General features: G+C 48.7%; 18 protein-coding genes. 13 read left to right on the top strand and 5 right to left on the bottom strand.

Annotated features, from left to right (window positions below):
* Positions 1-532 precede the first annotated feature (532 nt).
* The 12 genes from atpI to N7387_RS12165 all read left to right on the top strand — a co-directional run bounded on the left by atpI (position 533) and on the right by N7387_RS12165 (position 12,341).
* Complete coding sequence (gene atpI, locus N7387_RS12110; protein WP_004236739.1) at positions 533-910, top strand: F0F1 ATP synthase subunit I; 378 nt, start codon at positions 533-535, stop codon at positions 908-910.
* Between the two features lie 30 nt (positions 911-940).
* A complete protein-coding gene (gene atpB / locus N7387_RS12115; RefSeq protein WP_025153704.1) occupies positions 941-1,765 on the top strand; it encodes a F0F1 ATP synthase subunit A in 825 nt (274 codons plus the stop codon).
* A 48-nt stretch (positions 1,766-1,813) separates the two neighbouring features.
* Positions 1,814-2,053, top strand: coding sequence for a F0F1 ATP synthase subunit C (gene atpE / locus N7387_RS12120; RefSeq protein WP_000429386.1), 240 nt, complete (start codon positions 1,814-1,816; stop codon positions 2,051-2,053).
* A 58-nt stretch (positions 2,054-2,111) separates the two neighbouring features.
* Positions 2,112-2,582: a F0F1 ATP synthase subunit B gene (atpF, locus tag N7387_RS12125; RefSeq protein WP_024473723.1), complete on the top strand. Its 471-nt coding sequence runs from the start codon at positions 2,112-2,114 to the stop codon at positions 2,580-2,582.
* A 12-nt stretch (positions 2,583-2,594) separates the two neighbouring features.
* The gene (atpH, locus tag N7387_RS12130; protein WP_004236736.1) at positions 2,595-3,128 is read left to right on the top strand and encodes a F0F1 ATP synthase subunit delta; all 534 of its coding nucleotides are present in this window, start codon (positions 2,595-2,597) and stop codon (positions 3,126-3,128) included.
* A 14-nt stretch (positions 3,129-3,142) separates the two neighbouring features.
* On the top strand, positions 3,143-4,684 hold the full coding sequence (gene atpA / locus N7387_RS12135; RefSeq protein ID WP_025153702.1) for a F0F1 ATP synthase subunit alpha: 1,542 nt from the start codon (positions 3,143-3,145) through the stop codon (positions 4,682-4,684).
* 53 nt (positions 4,685-4,737) lie between these two features.
* Positions 4,738-5,601 carry a F0F1 ATP synthase subunit gamma gene (gene atpG / locus N7387_RS12140; RefSeq protein WP_025153701.1) on the top strand — a complete coding sequence of 288 codons (864 nt, stop codon included), beginning with the start codon at positions 4,738-4,740 and terminating at the stop codon, positions 5,599-5,601.
* A gap of 35 nt (positions 5,602-5,636) precedes the next feature.
* Positions 5,637-7,019 carry a F0F1 ATP synthase subunit beta gene (gene atpD, locus N7387_RS12145; RefSeq protein WP_024473722.1) on the top strand — a complete coding sequence of 461 codons (1,383 nt, stop codon included), beginning with the start codon at positions 5,637-5,639 and terminating at the stop codon, positions 7,017-7,019.
* A 21-nt stretch (positions 7,020-7,040) separates the two neighbouring features.
* Entirely contained in the window at positions 7,041-7,466 is a 426-nt protein-coding gene (locus tag N7387_RS12150; protein ID WP_004236731.1) for a F0F1 ATP synthase subunit epsilon, read from the top strand.
* 129 nt (positions 7,467-7,595) lie between these two features.
* A complete protein-coding gene (gene glmU, locus N7387_RS12155) occupies positions 7,596-8,969 on the top strand; it encodes a bifunctional UDP-N-acetylglucosamine diphosphorylase/glucosamine-1-phosphate N-acetyltransferase GlmU (RefSeq protein WP_279799226.1) in 1,374 nt (457 codons plus the stop codon).
* Positions 8,970-9,063: 94 nt separating this feature from the next.
* Entirely contained in the window at positions 9,064-10,893 is a 1,830-nt protein-coding gene (glmS, locus tag N7387_RS12160) for a glutamine--fructose-6-phosphate transaminase (isomerizing) (protein WP_279799228.1), read from the top strand.
* A 287-nt stretch (positions 10,894-11,180) separates the two neighbouring features.
* A complete protein-coding gene (locus tag N7387_RS12165) occupies positions 11,181-12,341 on the top strand; it encodes a methyl-accepting chemotaxis protein (protein ID WP_279799230.1) in 1,161 nt (386 codons plus the stop codon).
* Here N7387_RS12165 and N7387_RS12170 read toward each other — a convergent pair.
* The 5 genes from N7387_RS12170 to nagK all read right to left on the bottom strand — a co-directional run bounded on the left by N7387_RS12170 (position 12,332) and on the right by nagK (position 19,243).
* Complete coding sequence (locus tag N7387_RS12170) at positions 12,332-13,873, bottom strand: PAS domain-containing methyl-accepting chemotaxis protein (protein WP_279799232.1); 1,542 nt, start codon at positions 13,871-13,873, stop codon at positions 12,332-12,334. The two genes, N7387_RS12165 and N7387_RS12170, sit on opposite strands and share 10 nt — an antisense overlap.
* A 365-nt stretch (positions 13,874-14,238) precedes the next feature.
* Positions 14,239-15,279 (bottom strand): DUF2169 domain-containing protein, encoded by a 1,041-nt coding sequence (locus tag N7387_RS12175; RefSeq protein WP_262862581.1) that lies wholly within the window; start codon positions 15,277-15,279, stop codon positions 14,239-14,241.
* A 276-nt stretch (positions 15,280-15,555) separates the two neighbouring features.
* The gene (locus N7387_RS12180) at positions 15,556-17,697 is read right to left on the bottom strand and encodes a hypothetical protein (protein WP_279799235.1); all 2,142 of its coding nucleotides are present in this window, start codon (positions 17,695-17,697) and stop codon (positions 15,556-15,558) included.
* A gap of 6 nt (positions 17,698-17,703) precedes the next feature.
* On the bottom strand, positions 17,704-18,126 hold the full coding sequence (locus N7387_RS12185; protein ID WP_279799237.1) for a type III secretion system chaperone: 423 nt from the start codon (positions 18,124-18,126) through the stop codon (positions 17,704-17,706).
* A gap of 205 nt (positions 18,127-18,331) precedes the next feature.
* Positions 18,332-19,243: an N-acetylglucosamine kinase gene (gene nagK / locus N7387_RS12190; RefSeq protein ID WP_279799239.1), complete on the bottom strand. Its 912-nt coding sequence runs from the start codon at positions 19,241-19,243 to the stop codon at positions 18,332-18,334.
* Positions 19,244-19,446: 203 nt separating this feature from the next.
* Here nagK and asd point away from each other — a divergent pair, with 203 nt between their 5' ends.
* Positions 19,447-20,556 carry an aspartate-semialdehyde dehydrogenase gene (gene asd / locus N7387_RS12195; RefSeq protein ID WP_279799241.1) on the top strand — a complete coding sequence of 370 codons (1,110 nt, stop codon included), beginning with the start codon at positions 19,447-19,449 and terminating at the stop codon, positions 20,554-20,556.
* Positions 20,557-20,640 lie beyond the last annotated feature (84 nt).

Below are 20,640 nucleotides of genomic sequence, written 5' to 3' on the forward strand. Positions count from 1 at the left end.
TGTTTTTCCGGGAATGAAAATAAAATGCGTAACGGGGCCTTTACAAAATGACAACGGCGGATTGATTACTTCCCGGTAAGTTTATCTGCGAAAAATTTCATGCCGGATCATTTTTACTGACAACGTATTATTTCAAAAATATTTATTTTATTTAAAATTAATCTGTAAATATCAGTTAAATATTTATTTTTTCAATTAACTGGTTGATTGATATTGCTATTTTTACAGCGGTTGATCGCTATAAAATGTTAATTCAACTAATGTATTTTATGTTATGTGATTTTTGTCACGTTTCAGAAATGAGTTGTACGTCGTATTCTGAGGTAGGGTAAACTCTATTTTTTGTACGATTTGTGGTGGCGACAAAGAAATTAAATTTTTATTCACTTTTTCGCTACTTATTGATTGAAAACAATCTGGCTGCCCGTATAATTTGCTCGTTTTTGTCTCTTGACACTCTCGCTCAAAGGCAGTTTTATACATCACTCAGTAAGCCTGACCCCGGAAGGTGCACACGGAGAAACTAAATGTCATGTCTGTCTCCCTTTTCAACGGAAAATTGACCAAAAAACTGTTGTTTTTGCAGTTTATGACGTTTGTTGTTCTTAGTGCGCTTTTTTGCATAAAAAGTATCGAATGGGGTGCTTCCGCGCTGGCCGGGGGAGTTGCCGCATGGATACCGAATGCGATTTTTTTGCTGATCAGTAACCGGCAGAAAGCGCATGAGGAACCGCAGTCGTACCGGATTGCATGGTTTTTTGTGGTGGGGGAAGGGTTTAAAGTTATCTTCGCGATAGCGATACTGATGATTGCTTTAGGAGTGTTTAAAGCGGCAGTTGCACCACTGGTCTTGACCTATTTAGCGGTGCTTTTCGTGCAGATTATCGCACCGGCCGTGCTAAGCGGTTAGCGGTTTTAACAACAAAGGGTAAGAGGCATCATGTCTGCATCAGGAGAAAGTTTAACCACAAAAGAGTATATCAGTGGCCACCTGAATAACCTTCAGCTGGACCTGAATACTTTCGAGCTGGTCAATCCCCATGCGAACGCGACTCCATCTTTTTGGACGCTGAACATTGACTCCCTTTTCTTCTCAGTCGTATTAGGTATTTTCTTTTTATGGCTTTTCAGAAGGGTGGCAAAGAAAGCGACAAGTGGCGTTCCCGGGAAATTTCAGACTGCGGTAGAAATGCTTATCGGCTTCGTTGACAGCAACGTCCGTGATATGTATCACGGCAAGAGCAAGGTTATTGCACCTCTCGCATTAACTGTGTTCGTGTGGGTGCTGCTGATGAACGCACTGGACTTATTACCAATCGACTTCATTCCGTATATCGGTGAACACATCCTCGGTTTACCTGCGCTGCGTATCGTTCCGACCGCAGACGTAAGTATCACACTGTCGATGGCGATTGGTGTATTCGTTCTTATCCTCTTTTACAGCTTCAAGATGAAAGGCGTGAAAGGATTTGCAAAAGAGCTGACATTACAGCCTTTTAACCATCCGTTATTCATTCCTGTCAACCTGATTCTGGAAGGGGTAAGCCTGCTGTCAAAACCTGTTTCCCTCGGTCTGCGACTGTTTGGGAACATGTATGCAGGTGAGCTGATCTTCATTCTTATTGCAGGTCTGCTACCGTGGTGGTCACAATGGTTACTGAGCCTTCCGTGGGCGATTTTCCACATACTGATTATTACGTTACAAGCCTTTATTTTCATGGTTCTGACGATCGTCTATCTGTCGATGGCGTCTGAAGAGCATTAATTTTATTACCAATAACTGTGATTTAACTGAAACAAACTGGAGACTGTCATGGAAAACCTGAATATGGATCTGCTGTACATGGCTGCCGCTGTAATGATGGGCCTGGCGGCTATCGGTGCTGCGATCGGTATCGGCATCCTCGGTGGGAAATTTTTAGAAGGCGCTGCACGCCAGCCGGATTTAATCCCTCTGCTGCGTACTCAGTTCTTCATCGTAATGGGTCTGGTTGACGCCATCCCGATGATTGCTGTGGGTCTGGGCTTGTATGTAATGTTTGCGGTTGCGTAGTGATACGGCCACTCCCGGATATTTACATCAACTCAATTAGATAAAGAGGTATTGTGCTGTGAATCTTAACGCAACAATCCTCGGCCAGGCCATCGCGTTTGTCCTGTTTGTTTTGTTCTGTATGAAGTATGTATGGCCACCGATCATGGCGGCCATTGAAAAACGTCAGAAAGAAATTGCTGACGGTTTATCTTCCGCAGAACGTGCTAAAAAGGACCTGGACTTAGCGCAAGCCAATGCGACCGACCAAATGAAAAAAGCGAAAGCGGAAGCATCTGCCCTGATCGATCAAGCGAATAAACAACGCGCTCAGATCATCGATGAGGCAAAAGCAGAAGCGGAAGTTGAACGTAGCAAAATCGTAGCACAGGCGCAGGCGGAAATTGACGCCGAACGCAAACGTGCCCGTGAAGAGTTACGTAAACAGGTCGCCATTTTAGCTGTCGCGGGTGCCGAGAAAATTATTGAACGTTCCGTGGATGAAGCTGCTAACAGCGACATCGTTGATAAACTTGTCGCTGAACTGTAAGGAGGGTGGGGCATGTCAGAAATCGTTACTGTAGCTCGCCCCTACGCCAAAGCAGCTTTTGACTTTGCTGTGGAAAACCGGGCCGTTGAAAAATGGCAGGATATGCTGGCATTTGCCGCGGAAGTGACACGCAATGAGCAGATCGACGATCTGATTTCCGGTTCTTTTGCTCCGGAAACCCTGGCTCAGGCGTTTATCACTGTTTGCGGTGAGCAGATTGACGAGCATGTTCAGAACCTGGTTCGTATCATGGCTGAGAATGGTCGCTTAGTGACCCTGCCGGAAGTTAGCCGTCAGTTCGCAACACTGCGGGCTGCGCTGGAGTCAACTGTTGAGGTTGAAGTCACTTCAGCCGGCGAACTCAATGAACAGCAGCTGGCGAAAATTTCTGCAGCGATGGAAAAACGTCTGTCACGCAAAGTTAAGCTGAATTGCAAAATTGATAAGTCAGTTATCGCGGGGTTTGTATTGCGCGCCGGTGACCTTGTCATCGACAACAGCATTCGCAATCGACTCGAGCGTTTAACCGACGTCTTGCAGTCTTAAGGGGACTGGAGCATATGCAACTGAATTCCACCGAAATCAGCGAACTGATCAAGCAGCGCATTGCTCAGTTCAATGTCGTGAGTGAAGCTCACAACGAAGGTACGATTGTCTCCGTCAACGACGGTATCATTCGTATCCACGGTTTAGCCGAAGTTATGCAGGGTGAGATGATCTCTCTGCCGGGCAACCGTTATGCTATCGCACTTAACCTGGAGCGCGACTCTGTTGGTGCGGTTGTAATGGGTCCTTATGCCGACCTGGCAGAAGGCATGAAAGTCAAATGTACCGGTCGTATTCTGGAAGTGCCGGTTGGCCGTGGCCTGTTAGGCCGTGTGGTCAACACCCTGGGTGAGCCTATCGATGGTAAAGGCCAGGTTGAGCACGATGGTTTCTCACCTGTCGAAGTTATCGCACCGGGTGTTATCGACCGTCAGTCCGTTGATCAGCCTGTACAGACCGGTTATAAGTCTGTCGATGCGATGATTCCAATCGGCCGTGGTCAGCGTGAGCTGGTCATCGGTGACCGTCAGACCGGTAAAACCGCACTGGCAATCGATGCCATCATCAACCAGCGTGATTCCGGCATCAAATGTATTTACGTCGCAATTGGTCAGAAAGCGTCCACTATTGCTAACGTTGTCCGTAAATTAGAAGAGCACAATGCGCTGGCCAACACGATTGTTGTGGTCGCGAGTGCGTCTGAATCTGCGGCACTGCAATACCTGGCGCCGTATTCCGGTTGTGCAATGGGTGAATACTTCCGTGACCGCGGTGAAGACGCGTTAATCATTTATGATGACCTGTCAAAACAAGCGGTTGCTTACCGTCAGATCTCCCTGCTGCTCCGTCGTCCGCCCGGACGTGAAGCCTATCCTGGTGACGTTTTCTATCTGCACTCCCGTCTGCTGGAACGTGCTGCGCGTGTTAACGCGGAATATGTGGAAGCGTTTACCAAGGGTGAAGTGAAAGGCAAAACCGGTTCTCTGACCGCGCTGCCAATCATCGAAACGCAGGCAGGGGACGTATCAGCGTTCGTTCCGACTAACGTTATCTCCATCACTGATGGTCAGATCTTCCTGGAATCCGCACTGTTCAACGCCGGTATCCGTCCTGCGGTTAACCCGGGGATCTCCGTATCCCGTGTGGGTGGTGCAGCACAGACCAAGATCATGAAAAAACTGTCCGGTGGTATCCGTACCGCTCTGGCACAGTATCGTGAACTGGCGGCGTTCTCACAGTTCGCATCTGACCTTGATGATGCAACCCGTAAACAGCTTGACCACGGTCAGAAAGTTACCGAGTTGCTGAAGCAGAAACAGTATGCACCAATGTCAGTGGCACAACAGTCTCTGTCACTGTATGCAGCTGAGCGTGGTTACCTGGAAGATATCGAAATTTCGAAAGTCGTGCCGTTTGAAGCTGCTCTGATTGGCTACGCCACTCGTGAACATGCTGATCTTCTGAAAGAAATCGACCAGACGGGTAGCTATAACGATGATATCGAAGCGAAGTTGAAAAACGTGCTCGATACCTTCAAGGCGACTCAGTCCTGGTAATACTAAACGGCCTGTGTGAACAGTACAGGCCGTCTGGTTCATGAGGAGAGCAAATGGCCGGCGCAAAAGAGATACGTTCTAAGATCGCCAGCGTACAAAATACGCAGAAGATCACTAAAGCGATGGAAATGGTCGCGGCGTCCAAAATGCGTAAAACGCAGGACCGCATGGCGGCCAGCCGTCCTTATGCAGAGACCATCCGCAGTGTGATTGGTCACATTGCATTGGGTAATCTGGAATATAAACATCCATACCTCGAAGAACGCGAGGTTAAGCGTGTCGGGTACCTGGTTGTTTCTACCGACCGTGGTTTGTGTGGTGGTTTGAACATTAACCTGTTCAAGAAGCTGATTGTCGAAATGAAAGACTGGTCTGACAAAGGTGTTCAGACTGATCTGGCTCTGATCGGGTCCAAAGCAGCGTCATTCTTTGCCTCTGTGGGCGGGAATGTGGTTGCTCAGGTTAACGGCATGGGTGATGAACCTTCGCTGGCTGACCTTATCGGTTCGGTAAAAGTCATGCTTCAGGCCTACGACGAAGGTCGTCTTGACAAGCTGTACATTGTAACTAACCGGTTTGTGAATACCATGTCTCAGGTTCCGACCATTGTTCAGGTTCTGCCGTTACCGCCAAGCGATGACGAAAACCTGAAGAAGAAAACCTGGGATTATTTATACGAACCTGATCCTAAAGCGTTACTGGATTCCCTTTTACGGCGCTACATCGAAGCGCTGGTATACCAGGGCGTTGTGGAAAACCTGGCCAGTGAGCAGGCCGCCCGTATGGTTGCAATGAAAGCTGCAACGGATAACGGCGGTAACATGATCAAAGAGCTGAATTTAGTTTACAACAAAGCGCGTCAGGCAAGCATTACACAAGAACTCACCGAGATTGTGTCCGGTGCTGCCGCGGTTTAACACCCGGGTTTTACGAATTACGTAGAGGATTCAAGATGGCTACTGGAAAAATCATCCAGGTTATCGGCGCCGTTGTGGACGTCGAATTTCCTCAGGATGCAGTACCGAAAGTGTACGATGCGCTTGAGGTAAAAAATGGTAATGAAAAACTGGTGCTGGAAGTTCAGCAGCAGTTAGGCGGCGGGGTTGTCCGTTGTATCGCTATGGGTACATCTGATGGTCTGAGCCGTAATCTGGAAGTAACCGATTTAGGCCACCCGATCGAAGTCCCTGTCGGCGTGAAAACCTTAGGACGTATCATGAACGTTCTGGGTGATCCGATCGATATGAAAGGTGACATCGGCGCAGAAGAAAAATGGTCTATTCACCGTGCTGCACCAACATACGAAGAACTGTCTAACTCCCAGGAACTGCTGGAAACAGGTATCAAAGTAATGGACCTGATCTGCCCGTTCGCGAAGGGGGGTAAAGTCGGTCTGTTCGGTGGTGCGGGTGTGGGTAAAACCGTAAACATGATGGAACTGATCCGTAACATCGCGATCGAGCACTCCGGTTACTCTGTATTCGCAGGGGTGGGTGAGCGTACCCGTGAAGGTAACGACTTCTATCATGAAATGACAGACTCCAACGTTCTGGACAAAGTATCACTCGTGTACGGCCAGATGAACGAGCCACCGGGAAACCGTCTGCGCGTTGCGCTGACCGGTCTGACCATGGCGGAAAAATTCCGTGATGAAGGCCGCGACGTACTGCTGTTCGTTGATAACATCTACCGTTATACCCTGGCCGGTACGGAAGTATCCGCGCTGTTAGGCCGTATGCCTTCAGCGGTAGGTTACCAGCCGACACTGGCGGAAGAAATGGGTGTGCTTCAGGAACGTATCACATCGACCAAAACAGGCTCTATCACGTCTGTACAGGCCGTTTACGTCCCTGCCGATGACTTAACTGACCCATCTCCTGCAACGACGTTCGCCCACCTTGATGCGACCGTCGTTCTGAGCCGTCAGATTGCGTCTCTGGGTATTTACCCTGCGGTTGACCCGCTGGATTCCACCAGCCGTCAGCTTGACCCGCTCGTTGTTGGTCAGGAGCACTACGATGTTGCCCGTGGCGTACAGTCAATCCTCCAGCGTTATCAGGAACTGAAAGATATCATCGCAATCCTCGGGATGGATGAGCTGTCAGAAGAAGATAAACTGGTTGTTGCCCGTGCCCGTAAAATCCAGCGCTTCCTGTCTCAGCCGTTCTTCGTGGCAGAAGTCTTCACCGGTTCACCGGGTAAGTTCGTTTCCCTGAAAGACACAATCCGTGGCTTTAAAGGCATCCTGGAAGGTGATTACGATCATCTGCCGGAGCAGGCGTTCTACATGGTGGGTACCATCGAAGAAGCTGTGGAAAAAGCGAAGAAGATTTAATCCGGTTGACAGGAGGCTGATATGTCTGCAATGACGTTTCACCTGACGGTAGTAAGTGCCGAAAAACAACTGTTTAAGGGCTTAGTCCAGAAGATTCAGGTGACAGGCAGTGAAGGTGAGCTGGGTATTTACCCGATGCATACCCCGCTGCTGACTGCCATAAAACCGGGCATGGTACGGATTGTTAAGCAATTTGGTGAAGAAGAGCTGATCTACCTTTCAGGCGGAATGCTCGAAGTACAGCCAAACGGCGTTATCGTACTTGCGGACACGGCTATCCGTGCAAACGATCTGGATGCTGCACTGGCGATGGAATCAAAACGCCGCGCAGAAGAAAACATCCGGAAAGCACATGGTGACGTGGATTATGCTCAGGCATCAGCCGAACTGGCAAAAGCAATTGCAAAATTACGTGTAATTGACGAATTAGCCAAGAAGATGATGTAACCGAGGCAGTTAAAATATAAAAGCCAGTCAGTATCCGCTGACTGGCTTTTTTGCGTTGCGAAATATGTGGTATTTTCGTGTGTAAACAGGTTTACTTGGCACTCTAAAAGAGGAGCGATCAGATTTCTTATGTCTACGAATGCTAAAAGTGTGGTAATTCTCGCTGCGGGTAAAGGTACCCGGATGTACTCCGCGCTGCCGAAGGTATTGCATCACCTGGCGGGCAAACCGATGGTTCAGCATGTGATTGATACTGCCCTTTCACTGGGCGCACAGAACGTGCATCTGGTTTACGGACACGGCGGTGATTTATTACAGAATACGCTGTCGGATCAGAATCTGAACTGGGTTTTACAGGCAGAACAACTGGGAACAGGGCATGCGATGCAGCAGGCTGCACCTCACTTTGCCGATGACGAAGATATTCTGATGCTGTACGGCGATGTTCCGCTGATCGCGGCTGAAACCCTGGAACGCCTGATGGCGGTCAAACCGGAAGGTGGTATTGGTCTGCTGACGGTGATTCTGGATAACCCGGCGGGCTACGGCCGTATTATCCGTGAAAATGGTCAGGTGACCGGGATAATCGAACAGAAAGATGCCTCTGAAGAGCAGCAGAAAATCAACGAAATCAATACCGGTATTCTGGTTGCCAACGGCGGCGATCTCAAACGCTGGTTAGCAAAACTGAACAACAATAATGCGCAGGGTGAATTTTATATCACCGATATTATTGCCATTGCGCATCAGGAAGGGCGTCGTATTGAGACGGCTCATCCGGAAAAACTGAGTGAAATGGAAGGGGTGAATAACCGCCTTCAGCTCGCGGCGCTGGAGCGTATTTATCAGCGTGAACAGGCTGACCGCTTGTTACTCGAAGGTGTGATGATTTTGGATCCGGCCCGTTTTGATCTGCGCGGTACCCTGACACACGGTAAAGATGTCATTATCGACGTGAATGTCATTATCGAAGGCAATGTGACTCTCGGTAATAATGTGGTGATTGGTGCCGGTTGTGTGCTGAAAGACTGCGTTATCGGTGACGGCTCTGTGCTCAGCCCGTATACCGTGGTTGAATCATCCGAAATGGCACGCGGCTGTACTGTCGGGCCGTTTGCCCGCCTGCGTCCGGGGTCTGTGCTGGCGGATAAAGCCCATGTCGGCAACTTTGTCGAAATGAAGAAAGCGACACTCGGTATCGGCTCCAAAGCTGGGCACCTGAGCTACTTGGGGGATGCGGAAATCGGTAACGATGTGAATATCGGTGCCGGAACCATCACCTGTAACTATGATGGTGCAAACAAATTTAAAACCGTGATCGGCGATGATGTTTTTGTCGGCTCTGATACCCAGCTGGTGGCGCCGGTCACTATCGGGAAAGGTGCGACTGTCGGTGCCGGTACAACCGTAACAAAAGATGTGGGTGATAATGAACTGGTGATAAGCCGGGTCAGACAAACCCAGATTACCGGCTGGAAACGCCCGGTAAAAATGAAAAAGTAAATACAATAATAACCCCATATCTACACAGCCCGGGGACACGGCAACGCCGTAAAAACAATCAGGCAGGACATCGTTAAATCAGGAATGTACAACTATGTGTGGAATTGTTGGTGCAGTAGCACAACGTGATATCGCTGAAATTCTGTTAGAAGGGCTTCGTCGTCTGGAATACCGCGGATATGACTCTGCCGGTATGGCGGTTGTGGACAGCGAAGGGCATCTGACCCGTCTGCGTGAAGTCGGCAAAGTGAAAATGCTGGCGGAAGAAGCAGAAAAAACGCCGGTTTCCGGCGGCACCGGTATCGCGCACACACGCTGGGCAACGCATGGCGAACCGCTGGAACGTAACGCACACCCGCATGTTTCCGGGACTATCGCCGTTGTTCATAACGGTATTATTGAAAACTACAGTGAGTTACGGGAATTACTGAAAGGCCGCGGCTATCAGTTCACTTCCGATACGGACACCGAAGTTATCGCTCATCTGGTAAATCATGAGCTTTCTCAGGGTGGTACACTGCGTGAAGCGGTACAGCGTGCTATTCCGCAGCTGCGCGGTGCTTACGGTACGGTAATTATGGATTCCCGTACCCCGGAACTGCTGGTTGCTGCCCGCTCAGGCAGCCCGCTGGTGGTCGGTCTGGGTGTCGGTGAAAACTTCCTCGCCTCTGATCAGCTGGCGCTGCTGCCGGTTACCCGCCGCTTTATCTACCTGGAAGAAGGGGATATCGTCGAAATCACCCGCCGTCATGTGCATATTTTTGACTGCAATGGTGATGAAACTGAGCGTGATGTGATTGAATCCAACGTTCAGTATGATGCCGGTGATAAAGGTATTTACCGTCATTACATGCAGAAAGAGATCTATGAGCAGCCGCTGGCCATCAAAAACACGATGGAAGGGCGTCTGCGTAATGAAACGGTTGAGTTCAGCGAGCTGGGTGAAAAAGCCCGTGATGTGCTGTCCGGTATCGAACATATCCAGATTGTTGCCTGTGGTACGTCATTCAACGCCGGGATGGTATCCCGTTACTGGTTTGAAGCACTGGCAGGTATTCCGTGTGATGTGGAAATTGCCTCTGAATTCCGTTACCGCAAACCGGCCTGCCGTAAGAACAGCCTGCTGATTACGATTTCACAGTCCGGTGAAACCGCAGATACCCTGGCGGCACTGCGTCTGGGTAAAGAACTGGGTTATCTGACCTCTCTGGCTATCTGCAACGTTGCCGGTTCATCACTGATACGTGAATCTGATTTTGCCGTGATGACCAAAGCCGGAACCGAAATCGGTGTCGCTTCCACCAAGGCATTTACCACTCAGCTGACGGTTCTGCTGATGCTGGTAGCCTACCTCGGTCGCCTGAAAGGCAAGGGTGAAGCGCTGGAGCACCGTATTGTGACGGCACTGCATGCACTGCCGAGCCGTATCGAAAGTATGCTGTCTCAGGATAAAGTCATCGAGCAGCTGGCGGAAGATTTCTCTGACAAGAGCCACGCTCTGTTCCTGGGACGCGGGGATCAGTTCCCGATCGCCGTGGAAGGCGCGCTGAAACTCAAAGAGATTTCGTATATCCATGCGGAAGCGTATGCCGCCGGTGAATTAAAACACGGCCCGCTGGCACTGATTGATGCGGATATGCCGGTCATTATTGTGGCACCGAATAACGAACTGCTGGAAAAACTGAAATCCAATATTGAAGAGGTTCGCGCCCGTGGTGGTCTGCTGTATGTCTTCGCCGATAAAGACGCCGGTTTCAGCGACAGCGAAAATATGAAAATTATTCCGCTGCCGTATGTGGAAGAGCTTATTGCCCCAATCTTCTACACCATTCCGTTACAACTGCTCTCTTATCACGTCGCCTTAATTAAAGGCACTGATGTGGATCAGCCGCGTAACCTGGCGAAATCAGTGACGGTTGAATAAGCTGAACCTGATTTAGTTTCAGATAATTAATGAGTAAAGCCCGGCGAGTATCATTGTGATGCACGCCGGGCTTTTTCTATCCCGCCATTTTCATCCTTAAGAAAAACAACATCATTATTTGACTAATAATCATATTTATAAATTAAATGTGATTAGGTTCACTTACTTGTCAGTAATAGAATTTGAATTTATTTCTTTAATAACCAATTATATAGAAAGCCAAAATAAAAAATAAATTAAGATTCAGGCACTAAAAATATCGCAAAATACTAATACTGGAGTAAGTTATGCTTAAAAATATCAGTATAAGAACCGTCATCATCGTCTTTCTCATCTGTAATTTCACTACAATTAATATTATCTTTCTCTTGTCTCTGCCCGCACTGATTAAATTAGTCATGCTTAATATTGTGTGTGTTTTTACGTTCATCTGCTCATGGTTTTACATTACGACGTATCTGGTGAAGCCAATCAATGCCGTGAAAAACAGTATTGATGAGGTCAATGCCGGTAACTTATCGGTGCGGATCCCGGTTTTTGGTAATAACTGTGCCGGACGCCTGATCCCCGGAGTGAATCAGCTGGCGGAAAGCCTTTCTCTGCTGGTCAGTGAGATCCGCAGTTCATCAGATTCCGCATCGGTGTTATCTGAACAGCTGGCAATGCGCAGTTTTGAGTTATCTGCCAAGACGGAGCAGCAATCAGCCATGCTGGTGGAAACGGCATCCAATATGGAGGAGATTGCCGTCGGGACTAAAAATAATGCGGAGAATACGGTGCTGGTCAGTGAGCATGCGCAGGAAGCAACGGAGTTTGCCGTATATGGCGGTAAACTGATGGCGGAAGTGGCTGCGAATATGCATTCTATTAATGAGTGTACTAATAAGATGACTGAAATCATCACCCTGATTGATTCTATTGCCTTCCAGACCAACATTCTGGCACTGAATGCCGCTGTAGAGGCCGCCCGTGCCGGTGAGCACGGCAGAGGGTTTACCGTGGTTGCCGGTGAGGTCAGAAATCTGGCTCACCGCAGTTCAGAATCTGCCAAAAATATTAAATCTCTGATTTCCGTGACAACCGATAATGTTAAACAGGGTGAGGATATTGTTCACCGCGCCGAAGTGAATATGAATAAGATTGTTGAGGGTGCGGAGCGGGTAAATGGCCTGATGGCGCAGATCTCTGTTTCCACGCAGCAGCAGCAACAGGGTATTGAGCAGATAGCAACAGCCCTTTCCGAGCTGGAACAGGCAACGCAGGGCAGTGTGATGATCGCTGATGAGCTTGCCGGTTCTTCTGATGCGCTTAAGGCTCAGGTTGCGGATTTACAGTCACGGACACGGGATTTCCGCCTGACGGATCACGCCGCTGTTCAGCCACACAGCAAACCGGCATTAAATACCGGTAAACGGGCCGCGCGGTTTGCCGCATCAGCTCAGGCATGATTACCGAAAACCTGAATCGCCTGCTGTAATCGTGAGGAGCGCCGTGTCAGTTCAGAGGTGGCACCGGTGACATTATTGACCATGTCAGTATTGTTGCCGGTCATGGTACCGATACGGGCGACAGATTCATTGATAAGCTCCAGCGCCTGAGTCTGCTCTTTGGTGGCAAGGCCGATTTCATTGATCATGGATGACATTTTCAGCACATCGGTGACCATCTCCCCGAGCTGGGTTTCAGTCTGCTCTGCCATTGTCACGCCGGTGCGGACATTGGCTGCATTTTTTTCAATCAGGATTTTTATCTCTTTGGCGGCAGCGGCGGAATGCAGCGCCAGGTTGCGCACTTCTGCAGCCACAACAGAAAAGCCCCGTCCGGCCTCCCCTGCCCGGGCGGCTTCCACCGACGCATTCAGCGCCAGAATATTAGTCTGAAAGGCAATACGGTCAATCACACCGATGATATCAACGATCTGATTATTATCCGCAGAAATGGTATGCATCATATCGATGGTTTTCTGCATGGTTTCGTTGCTTTGTGTTGCACTGTTACTCGCATTACCGGCGATATTCATCGTCAGATAAACACTTTCGGCGGTCTGCTGTACCGCGCTGCTGATCTCCTCTATGGCGACCGCAGTTTGCTGCAGATGGGCGGATGCTTCTTCAGAGCGGGTATGTAACGCAGTGGTTTCCTGTAAAACCCGCTGGTTGATAGCGCGGATCCCGGCAACCTGTGTGCTGACATCATCCACCAGCGAGTTCAGGTTAAGTCCTGACTGATTCACCAGGCGCATCAGCAGCCCGATTTCATCCACTCTGTCCATGTGTACCGGATCCGGTTTCCGCCCGGAGACGACTTTTTTCATCTGTGACAGCAGTAATTTAACCGGCTGAGAAACCTGTGACTTGAGATACACCGACAGCAGAAGAAATAAAGCCGCCACACCACCCGCCTGAATAAACGGGTTTAACGGTGAAAATACCAGCGCCAGGGTTAATAACATGACAGTTAATAAGGAATAATTAATCCGCTGCCCGACCGGCAGCCATTTCAGTAATGATAAAAATGCCAGTTTCCCTTTGCGGATAATAATGCCCTTAAAAAGACGGTATCCGTTTAATTTATTATTCTTTAACCTGCTGTAAAGTGAGGCGCTTTTTTTTATTTCATCACGGGTTGGTACGGTCCGGACAGAAATATAGCCGGTTAATTTTTTATCGTGCCATACCGGGGTGACATTTGCCCGCACCCAGTAATGATCGCCGTTACGGCAGCGGTTCCTGATAATACCTGTCCAGCTGTCGCCCTGTTGCAGGGTATACCACATATCAGCAAAAGCAGCAGGGGGCATATCCGGATGGCGGATAATATTATGAGGCTGCCCGGTTAATTGCCCTTCCTCAAACCCGCTTGCGGTAATAAATGCAGAGTTTGCATAGGTTATATGGCTCTGGGTGTCAGTGGTTGACATTAATATTGCATTATCGTTAAGTAAGTATTCATGCTGTGTGACAGGCATGTTGTTTTTCATGATAACCCCGGGTGATATAAAATAATGACAAAATAGTCTTCCGCACTGTTAAAAGACAGTACGGAATGGTTGTTTTATTTTTTGGCTAATATATTCGCAATTGACCGGGAAATATAGATTTTTTTATTTTTAAAAATTATTTTTTGTCATGGAAATGAAACAATTTAAGCGATCTTTAATTATTAAATTAATATTATTCGTATTCTGGTTTGTTGATGTGACAACCTTTTTTATGTTATTCGTTTTTTATCCCGGATAGGGATTTTAAATTTAAATAAATCTGAGTTTCGGAATTTTAAAATCATTACTTAACCGTAATTTTCAGTGCAGACAATAACAGTGTTTTTAAGGTAAATATGTACCGGTTATCTGGCCGGATGATCAGGAATGTGGCGCAGCGTCATTTCGGCGATATTCAGCGATTCCGGAAGGGCGATACGGTAAGTGCAGAACACTTTTCTCAGATTCATGTCCACAACGATGGTGTCGAGCTGTAAATTTTTCGGGATGGAAAACCCGAGACCGGAGCTGATAAACACAAACAGGTTCTCCACCGGAACATAAAACAGCACATGCTGGCGTTCAAGTTCAGTGGCGGAGACCAGACCGAACAGTTTCAGCGGCAGTTTATTACCGGCTTTAAGATGCGGGATTTGCAGTGTCGGGTGGGCACCGCACCAGTAATTGAGGTTATCCGGTGTCTGCGGCGGGCGTGATGATACCGGGTCATAATGACCGGCATACTCTGCCCGTTCCTGCCAGGTCCGGCCGAAAAAGCCGAAACCGTCCGGACGGAGTATCTGACTGATATGCTCTGCCGGGATATCAGGGGATTCTATCTGATGTGCCGGTAGTTGTGTTTTATCACACTGCGCCAGAAATTCCGCCGGATACCAGCCCATACCAATCGGGTTTGCCGGAGAGGTAAAAACGCGGTTACCGGTGCTGTATGTCCCGCCGGAGGCATATTCATAACGGATATCAAGATAACGGACAGGTTCAGATTTTGTCAGAAACCACTCGCTATCCTCTTTTGTCCAGTAACGGGGGCCGAATATGCGCAGGACTTTCTGATATTTTCCGATCTGAATACCGACATCAAAAACCGGTACCGGATTATTCTCCGGTACAAATGCGGTGGCGTTAATAACAATATCGGTTTTCGGTTTATAAGGGGCTAAATCACTTTCATATTCAATACTGGTATCAACCATTTCACTGTAACTGATATCCGTATAATTCAGCATGGATTGTTCCGGGGATATAACCAGCTGACTCTGACCATCACGGTTATTTATCCGGATATCATACGTAATACGTGACGCAACAATATGAAATGTATCATGTTGCTGATTGTCGCTGTCAAAGTTTAGTGCCGGAAAAATAGTGTGATTGACAAAATTCATAACATTAGCCTTTATAACAGATAAAAAATCACAACAATAAGTAATTTCCCTCGGGCTGATGTAATACAGGGCAGATAGAATAATCTCCTATGTATAAACACGATATTTTTACGAATTCAGCCGGTTTTTAGTACCGCTTAATGTAACCTTTTCCCGGGAAAATAATATAAGAGTTAGCCGATATTCTTTTTATTATTTACCGGGTTTGGAGAGTAAGGAACCGTAAGCAAAGTTCAGTAGTCTTTTTATATAGTTATTGTTTTATTTATCAATAAATTATGTATCCTCACTGAACGTTTTTAGTTCCCCCTTGCTGATGGATTCCGTAAAATAGCTATTATTCCGGAAATATTCGATGGTTTCCGTCCATGCTTTGGATAACGAATCAGCTACTGCCTTCCTGCATTCCGTCGCGGCACATAGGCTTTGGAAGCTTTCGTAATTCGAGATGAATTTTGATTCGTCCTTTTTTCGCTTTCGCGGAGATGCACGCAATTGCAGATTCAGCCTGGGCTCACACTGGTTGGCGACCCAGAGAACCTCATGAATTGAGTGACCTCCATCGTAATTCAGAAACATGGTGATACCAAGCAATGCTGATTGCGGATCAATGTGTTTGCCCTCGTCCCGCAAGTGCGCAATGATGCCCAGCATAATATTTGTTGAACCGGAAACACCGTTCGCATAAGGGATACCATGTAATAGCGCTTGTTGTACCGGCATGGGAATATTGACGGTTCGCGGACGAGTCTGCAAGGAGGGCCGGTTAGTCGTCGTCATCCACACTTTACTGACGGCTGCTGGTTGATGACGGAGTGTAATACCTGCCGTAGGTACAGGTATGACACTGTTATGATTATTCACTGTGATACGACCGTTATTTTTTTTTATATGTGTCGAATAATTTTTATTCGTTTTGCATATCCAGTCCCTCTTGATACCTGACTTCCTTAACGCAGCGAATACGTTAACTGAAAGATAAGGTATAGCGATACACTGCTGTCCGTTTGCTACGTTGCTCCGCAAAAGTTTTTGGAGAAGCATATCGGAACGCGGCCATGTTGACCGGGCAAGCATATCGATACTATCTACTTTTCCAAACCAGAAGCGGGCATTATTCGCTACCTGCTTTTGCAGATAACGGATGACCTTCTGCCGGATACGCAGGGGTAAATCCGCCACCAGGTCTGCTACACCGCTTCCTATTTTTTGCATGTCCGACAAAATATCTTCCGGTGGATTATCTACCAGGTTCGCGATCCAGCGAGACTCAAACACTCGTCCATAAATGTTATCGTGCAAGCGGGTCAGCGGGGTATCCTGCACGGAAGCCGGTAGTTGACCAAGCAGGCTTTTCGATTTAGAAGCTGAATCGCTCCCGGGTCTGCAGGCAGCAACATCGGCCAGTTCTGAAAGCCCGTTACTGCGTAGTACATCGCTGTCACGTTGCAATGCATTTGTTGTAGCTTTAATCGTCAGGTTATGTTCCATCCACCGGGTTTGCTGCCCTTTGAGCAAACCCGTTATTAAGCTTCTGGCGGATTCGTCTGTTGTTGTGGTCATTGCTTCCTGCAACATGCTGATCCAATGTATGGTCACTTCTGTCGGTGTCCGGCAAATTTCGTCCCGTGACGCCATTGATGGCCCTAGTGCACGATATTTACTTTTTAACTCGTTTTCGAATGCAGATGTTGACATTCTCCGCAGATCAGCTGCCGTCACACGGGAATTCCCGCAGAGCTCTTTGAGATAAGGTTTGAAAGCCGGGCACGTATTGATATAGTCAGTTGCGTCGGTTGCGCGCTTGAGTAACGCCGGCGTTGCTGTGACTTTGTCCTTTTTTTCCAGATAGAGAGCGCTTCCCGTCATGGTCGTTCGCATGAGCAGGACATCTGTATCTGACACGTTTCTGGTGAGCAAACAGCAAAGCCCGGCGACGGAGGGGGGATCATCAGATAACCCATTGTGAGCTTCAACCTCGTGATGACTGATTACTTCAAGAGTGGTCCGTTGCACCACCGGATCTGGCATGATGGGCTCAATTGCCTGCTTTCTGAGGGCTAATTGTTGCTGGTTTGCGCCAATGCAGGTAAGTATTGTACGGGCTGTTAAGCCATCGATGACCCGCCCCGGTTGACAGTGAAGTCCAAGCAGGAGACGCGCAGACTTAGCCTCGTATTCGCCAAGTCCGTCACGGATTGCATTGATGAACGCGGCGTTGGCTGCCTTGTTGTGATGTAATTCGTGCCTGGAAAACGCGTAATGCCGGAAGATCGGGATCCCCGCCAGATACGAGAGGATCTTTCCGCCGATGGAATAGGGCGTTGCAATAACACCTGATTCATTCAGCTGCTTTGATGATGTTGTGCTCAGCCGGACTGAAGGGCTGGCAGGAATAGACGAGAGGAAAGCAGTCATATCAATTCACAGCCTTTTCGTGTCAATTTTTTCACTGAACCGGCATACGGAGTCACGTACCCGCCCGATCTGCCCGGAGAACTGTTCCATTGCGGCGATGAGTTCCTCTGCAGTCCCGGCATGAGACCACCGTTGTAATATCAGCGATCTTGTCGTTTCCTCAACGGAGATTACGGGGAAATCTGACTTAACTGCGTTGAGGTTGGATATCAGGCAAGCCGCAAGCAGCCGTTCTGAAGTTTCATCCGGAAGCGAATCCACAAATCCGGTCAGTACGAAACCCTCACGTACCTCTTCAACCAGGACAACGGTCTCCCCAAACGTAAAAGTAAGACAACCTTCGTCAAAAGCCAGCCCTTCGAAGCCGGGCCGTGACCCCAACTCCGGGGCTATTTGGTGTAAGCGGGAGTCTGTTATTTTCTGATGCATGGTGATCCGGAATAGCTAACGATGTAAAAGTATATTTTCCTGACGAAACCTTAGATTTCGGTAAGCAGCCGGGAATTAACTCAGCCTCCTCTTATTAATAGACCGAATACCAAACATAAACTATAAGATAAAAACCTGAGAGCTTAGATGACTGGTTGTGAAGCGACTCAGGGTAACGATACTGCAGGCGGTAAATAAATGTTTATCAGGCAGAAAAATTGAGACAGGCCGCTCCCCGGGCACCGCCGGAATCGCCGTAACGGGCTTTATGAATGGCAGGCAGTGAGGCAACACCGTAGAGATACTGCGGCAGGTATTCCGGCAGCAGGCGGTAAATTTCCTCAAATTGTGATAATCCGCCGCCGATCACCAGTAAATCAGGATCAAAGACACTCAGTACATTCCCCAGATAGTGAGCGAGCAGCGACATATACCGCTCAACGTGCAATTTTGCATTATGGTCACCATCGTAGTAACGGGTGATAATATCAACCACACTGAGTTTTTCACCGTAAAATGCCGTGAAAATCCGCTCAAATCCCGGGCCGGAAAGATAGGTTTCAAAACAGCCGGTTTTTCCGCAGCCACAGAGGGTCTCCGGAACCTGATGGCCGAGAAGTTTATCCCCTTCCAGCGTCATATTGATGTGACCGATTTCACCGGCAATCCCGTTTTTCCCCGGTAACACGGTGCCGTTAATCACAAAGCCGCCGCCGACACCGGTGCCGAGGATCAGTCCCAGTACTGTCGGGTAGTGGCGGAATGCCGGATCCCAGGCTTCGGAAAGTGCAAAGCAGTTGGCGTCATTTTCAATTTTTACCGGGCGCTGCAGTATCGTTTCCAGATCACGGCGCAGCGGCTGATACTGCGCGGCGGGCACATTGGTGGTAAATACCGTTCCTTTTTCATGATTCACAATACCGGGAACGCCGATGCCGATTTTTCCTTTGCATCCGAGTTCGCTATCCGCCTGTTCTGTCAGCTGCCGGAATGCCTCAAGCAGCGCGGCGTAGCTTTCTTTCGGTGTTGCGATACGCTTTTGCCAGACCGGTTCCAGTGCTTCATTAAAAACGGCAAGCTCAATTTTTGTCCCGCCCATATCAAAACCGTAATACATGATGATTCCGCCCTGTTCTGATCACTGTTGTGTTATCCCCAGCATAAAGCACCGGCGGCCGGATGAGAACCCGCTGCCTGATATAAGTCCGGCTTCTGAACAGCGGGGGATCATCAATAAATTCACTTGCACCGTTATTCATATTTTGTCAGGTTAAGTATATTGCAAACGCAGTTCAGATGAGAATAAAAGGAAACATCACGATGAAAAATGTGGGATTTGTCGGCTGGCGCGGGATGGTGGGGTCGGTGCTGATGCAGCGCATGACAGAAGAGCGGGATTTTGACGGGATCCGTCCGGTATTTTTCTCAACCTCGCAGAGCGGCGGGGAAGCGCCGTCATTCGGCGGGCACCGCAGTACGTTACAGGATGCATTTGATATTGATGCACTGCGCTCACTCGACATTATTATCAGCTGTCAGGGCGGCGATTACACCAATGATGTCTATCCGAAGCTGCGTCAGAGCGGCTGGGACGGTTACTGGATTGATGCGGCATCAGCACTGCGGATGAATGATGACGCCATCATTATTCTCGACCCGGTGAACGGTAAGCATATAGAAGAAGGGCTGAATCGCGGCATTAAAACATTTGTCGGCGGTAACTGTACGGTCAGCCTGATGCTGATGTCACTGGGCGGCCTGTTTGAGGCGGATCTGGTGGAATGGGCTTCTGTGGCAACTTACCAGGCGGCATCCGGTGCCGGCGCGCGCCATATGCGTGAGCTGCTGATGCAGATGGGGGCATTGAACGCCCATGTGGTGAAAGAATTGCAGGATCCGGCTTCCGCGATTCTGGATATTGAACGCAAAGTCACTGAATTTACCCGCAGCGGTGCATTACCGGCGGAACAGTTCGGCGTACCGCTGGCCGGGAGCCTGATCCCGTGGATTGATAAGCAGCTGGATAACGGCCAGAGCCGTGAAGAGTGGAAAGGGCAGGCTGAAACCAACAAAATCCTGTCACGCGGTCAGAATATTATTCCGGTGGATGGCCTGTGTGTCCGTATCGGCGCTCTGCGCTGCCACAGCCAGGCATTTACCCTGAAACTGAAGAAAGATCTGCCGGTTGCGGAGATTGAGTCATTGCTGGCTGCCCATAATGAGTGGGTGCGTGTGGTGCCGAATGATCGCGATATTACTGTGCGTGAGCTGACTCCGGCGGCGGTCACCGGCACACTGAAAACACCGGTCGGGCGCATCCGTAAACTGAATATGGGGCCGGATTATATCTCTGCATTTACGGTGGGTGACCAGCTTCTGTGGGGTGCCGCAGAGCCGTTACGCAGAATGCTGAATATTTTATTAAAATAGTAACAATAATCTGGTATTTATCACAAAAGTAGACTCATGTGTTGATTTTTTCACATGGGTCATTTTTTTCATTTGTGTTTTGCT

Origin of the sequence: Morganella sp. GD04133, assembly GCF_029835375.1 — a bacterium.
GTDB classification, from domain to species: Bacteria; Pseudomonadota; Gammaproteobacteria; order Enterobacterales; family Enterobacteriaceae; genus Morganella; species Morganella morganii_B.

Excerpts from the sequence above, each read along its gene's own strand:
- atpI (WP_004236739.1), top strand. The coding sequence starts at position 533 with ATGTCTGTCTCCCTTTTCAACGGAAAATTGACCAAAAAACTGTTGTTT.
- atpB (WP_025153704.1), top strand. The coding sequence starts at position 941 with ATGTCTGCATCAGGAGAAAGTTTAACCACAAAAGAGTATATCAGTGGC.
- atpE (WP_000429386.1), top strand. The coding sequence starts at position 1,814 with ATGGAAAACCTGAATATGGATCTGCTGTACATGGCTGCCGCTGTAATG.
- atpH (WP_004236736.1), top strand. The coding sequence starts at position 2,595 with ATGTCAGAAATCGTTACTGTAGCTCGCCCCTACGCCAAAGCAGCTTTT.
- atpA (WP_025153702.1), top strand. The coding sequence starts at position 3,143 with ATGCAACTGAATTCCACCGAAATCAGCGAACTGATCAAGCAGCGCATT.
- atpG (WP_025153701.1), top strand. The coding sequence starts at position 4,738 with ATGGCCGGCGCAAAAGAGATACGTTCTAAGATCGCCAGCGTACAAAAT.
- atpD (WP_024473722.1), top strand. The coding sequence starts at position 5,637 with ATGGCTACTGGAAAAATCATCCAGGTTATCGGCGCCGTTGTGGACGTC.
- N7387_RS12150 (WP_004236731.1), top strand. The coding sequence starts at position 7,041 with ATGTCTGCAATGACGTTTCACCTGACGGTAGTAAGTGCCGAAAAACAA.
- glmU (WP_279799226.1), top strand. The coding sequence starts at position 7,596 with ATGTCTACGAATGCTAAAAGTGTGGTAATTCTCGCTGCGGGTAAAGGT.
- glmS (WP_279799228.1), top strand. The coding sequence starts at position 9,064 with ATGTGTGGAATTGTTGGTGCAGTAGCACAACGTGATATCGCTGAAATT.
- N7387_RS12165 (WP_279799230.1), top strand. The coding sequence starts at position 11,181 with ATGCTTAAAAATATCAGTATAAGAACCGTCATCATCGTCTTTCTCATC.
- N7387_RS12170 (WP_279799232.1), bottom strand. The coding sequence starts at position 13,873 with ATGAAAAACAACATGCCTGTCACACAGCATGAATACTTACTTAACGAT.
- N7387_RS12175 (WP_262862581.1), bottom strand. The coding sequence starts at position 15,279 with ATGAATTTTGTCAATCACACTATTTTTCCGGCACTAAACTTTGACAGC.
- N7387_RS12180 (WP_279799235.1), bottom strand. The coding sequence starts at position 17,697 with ATGACTGCTTTCCTCTCGTCTATTCCTGCCAGCCCTTCAGTCCGGCTG.
- N7387_RS12185 (WP_279799237.1), bottom strand. The coding sequence starts at position 18,126 with ATGCATCAGAAAATAACAGACTCCCGCTTACACCAAATAGCCCCGGAG.
- nagK (WP_279799239.1), bottom strand. The coding sequence starts at position 19,243 with ATGTATTACGGTTTTGATATGGGCGGGACAAAAATTGAGCTTGCCGTT.
- asd (WP_279799241.1), top strand. The coding sequence starts at position 19,447 with ATGAAAAATGTGGGATTTGTCGGCTGGCGCGGGATGGTGGGGTCGGTG.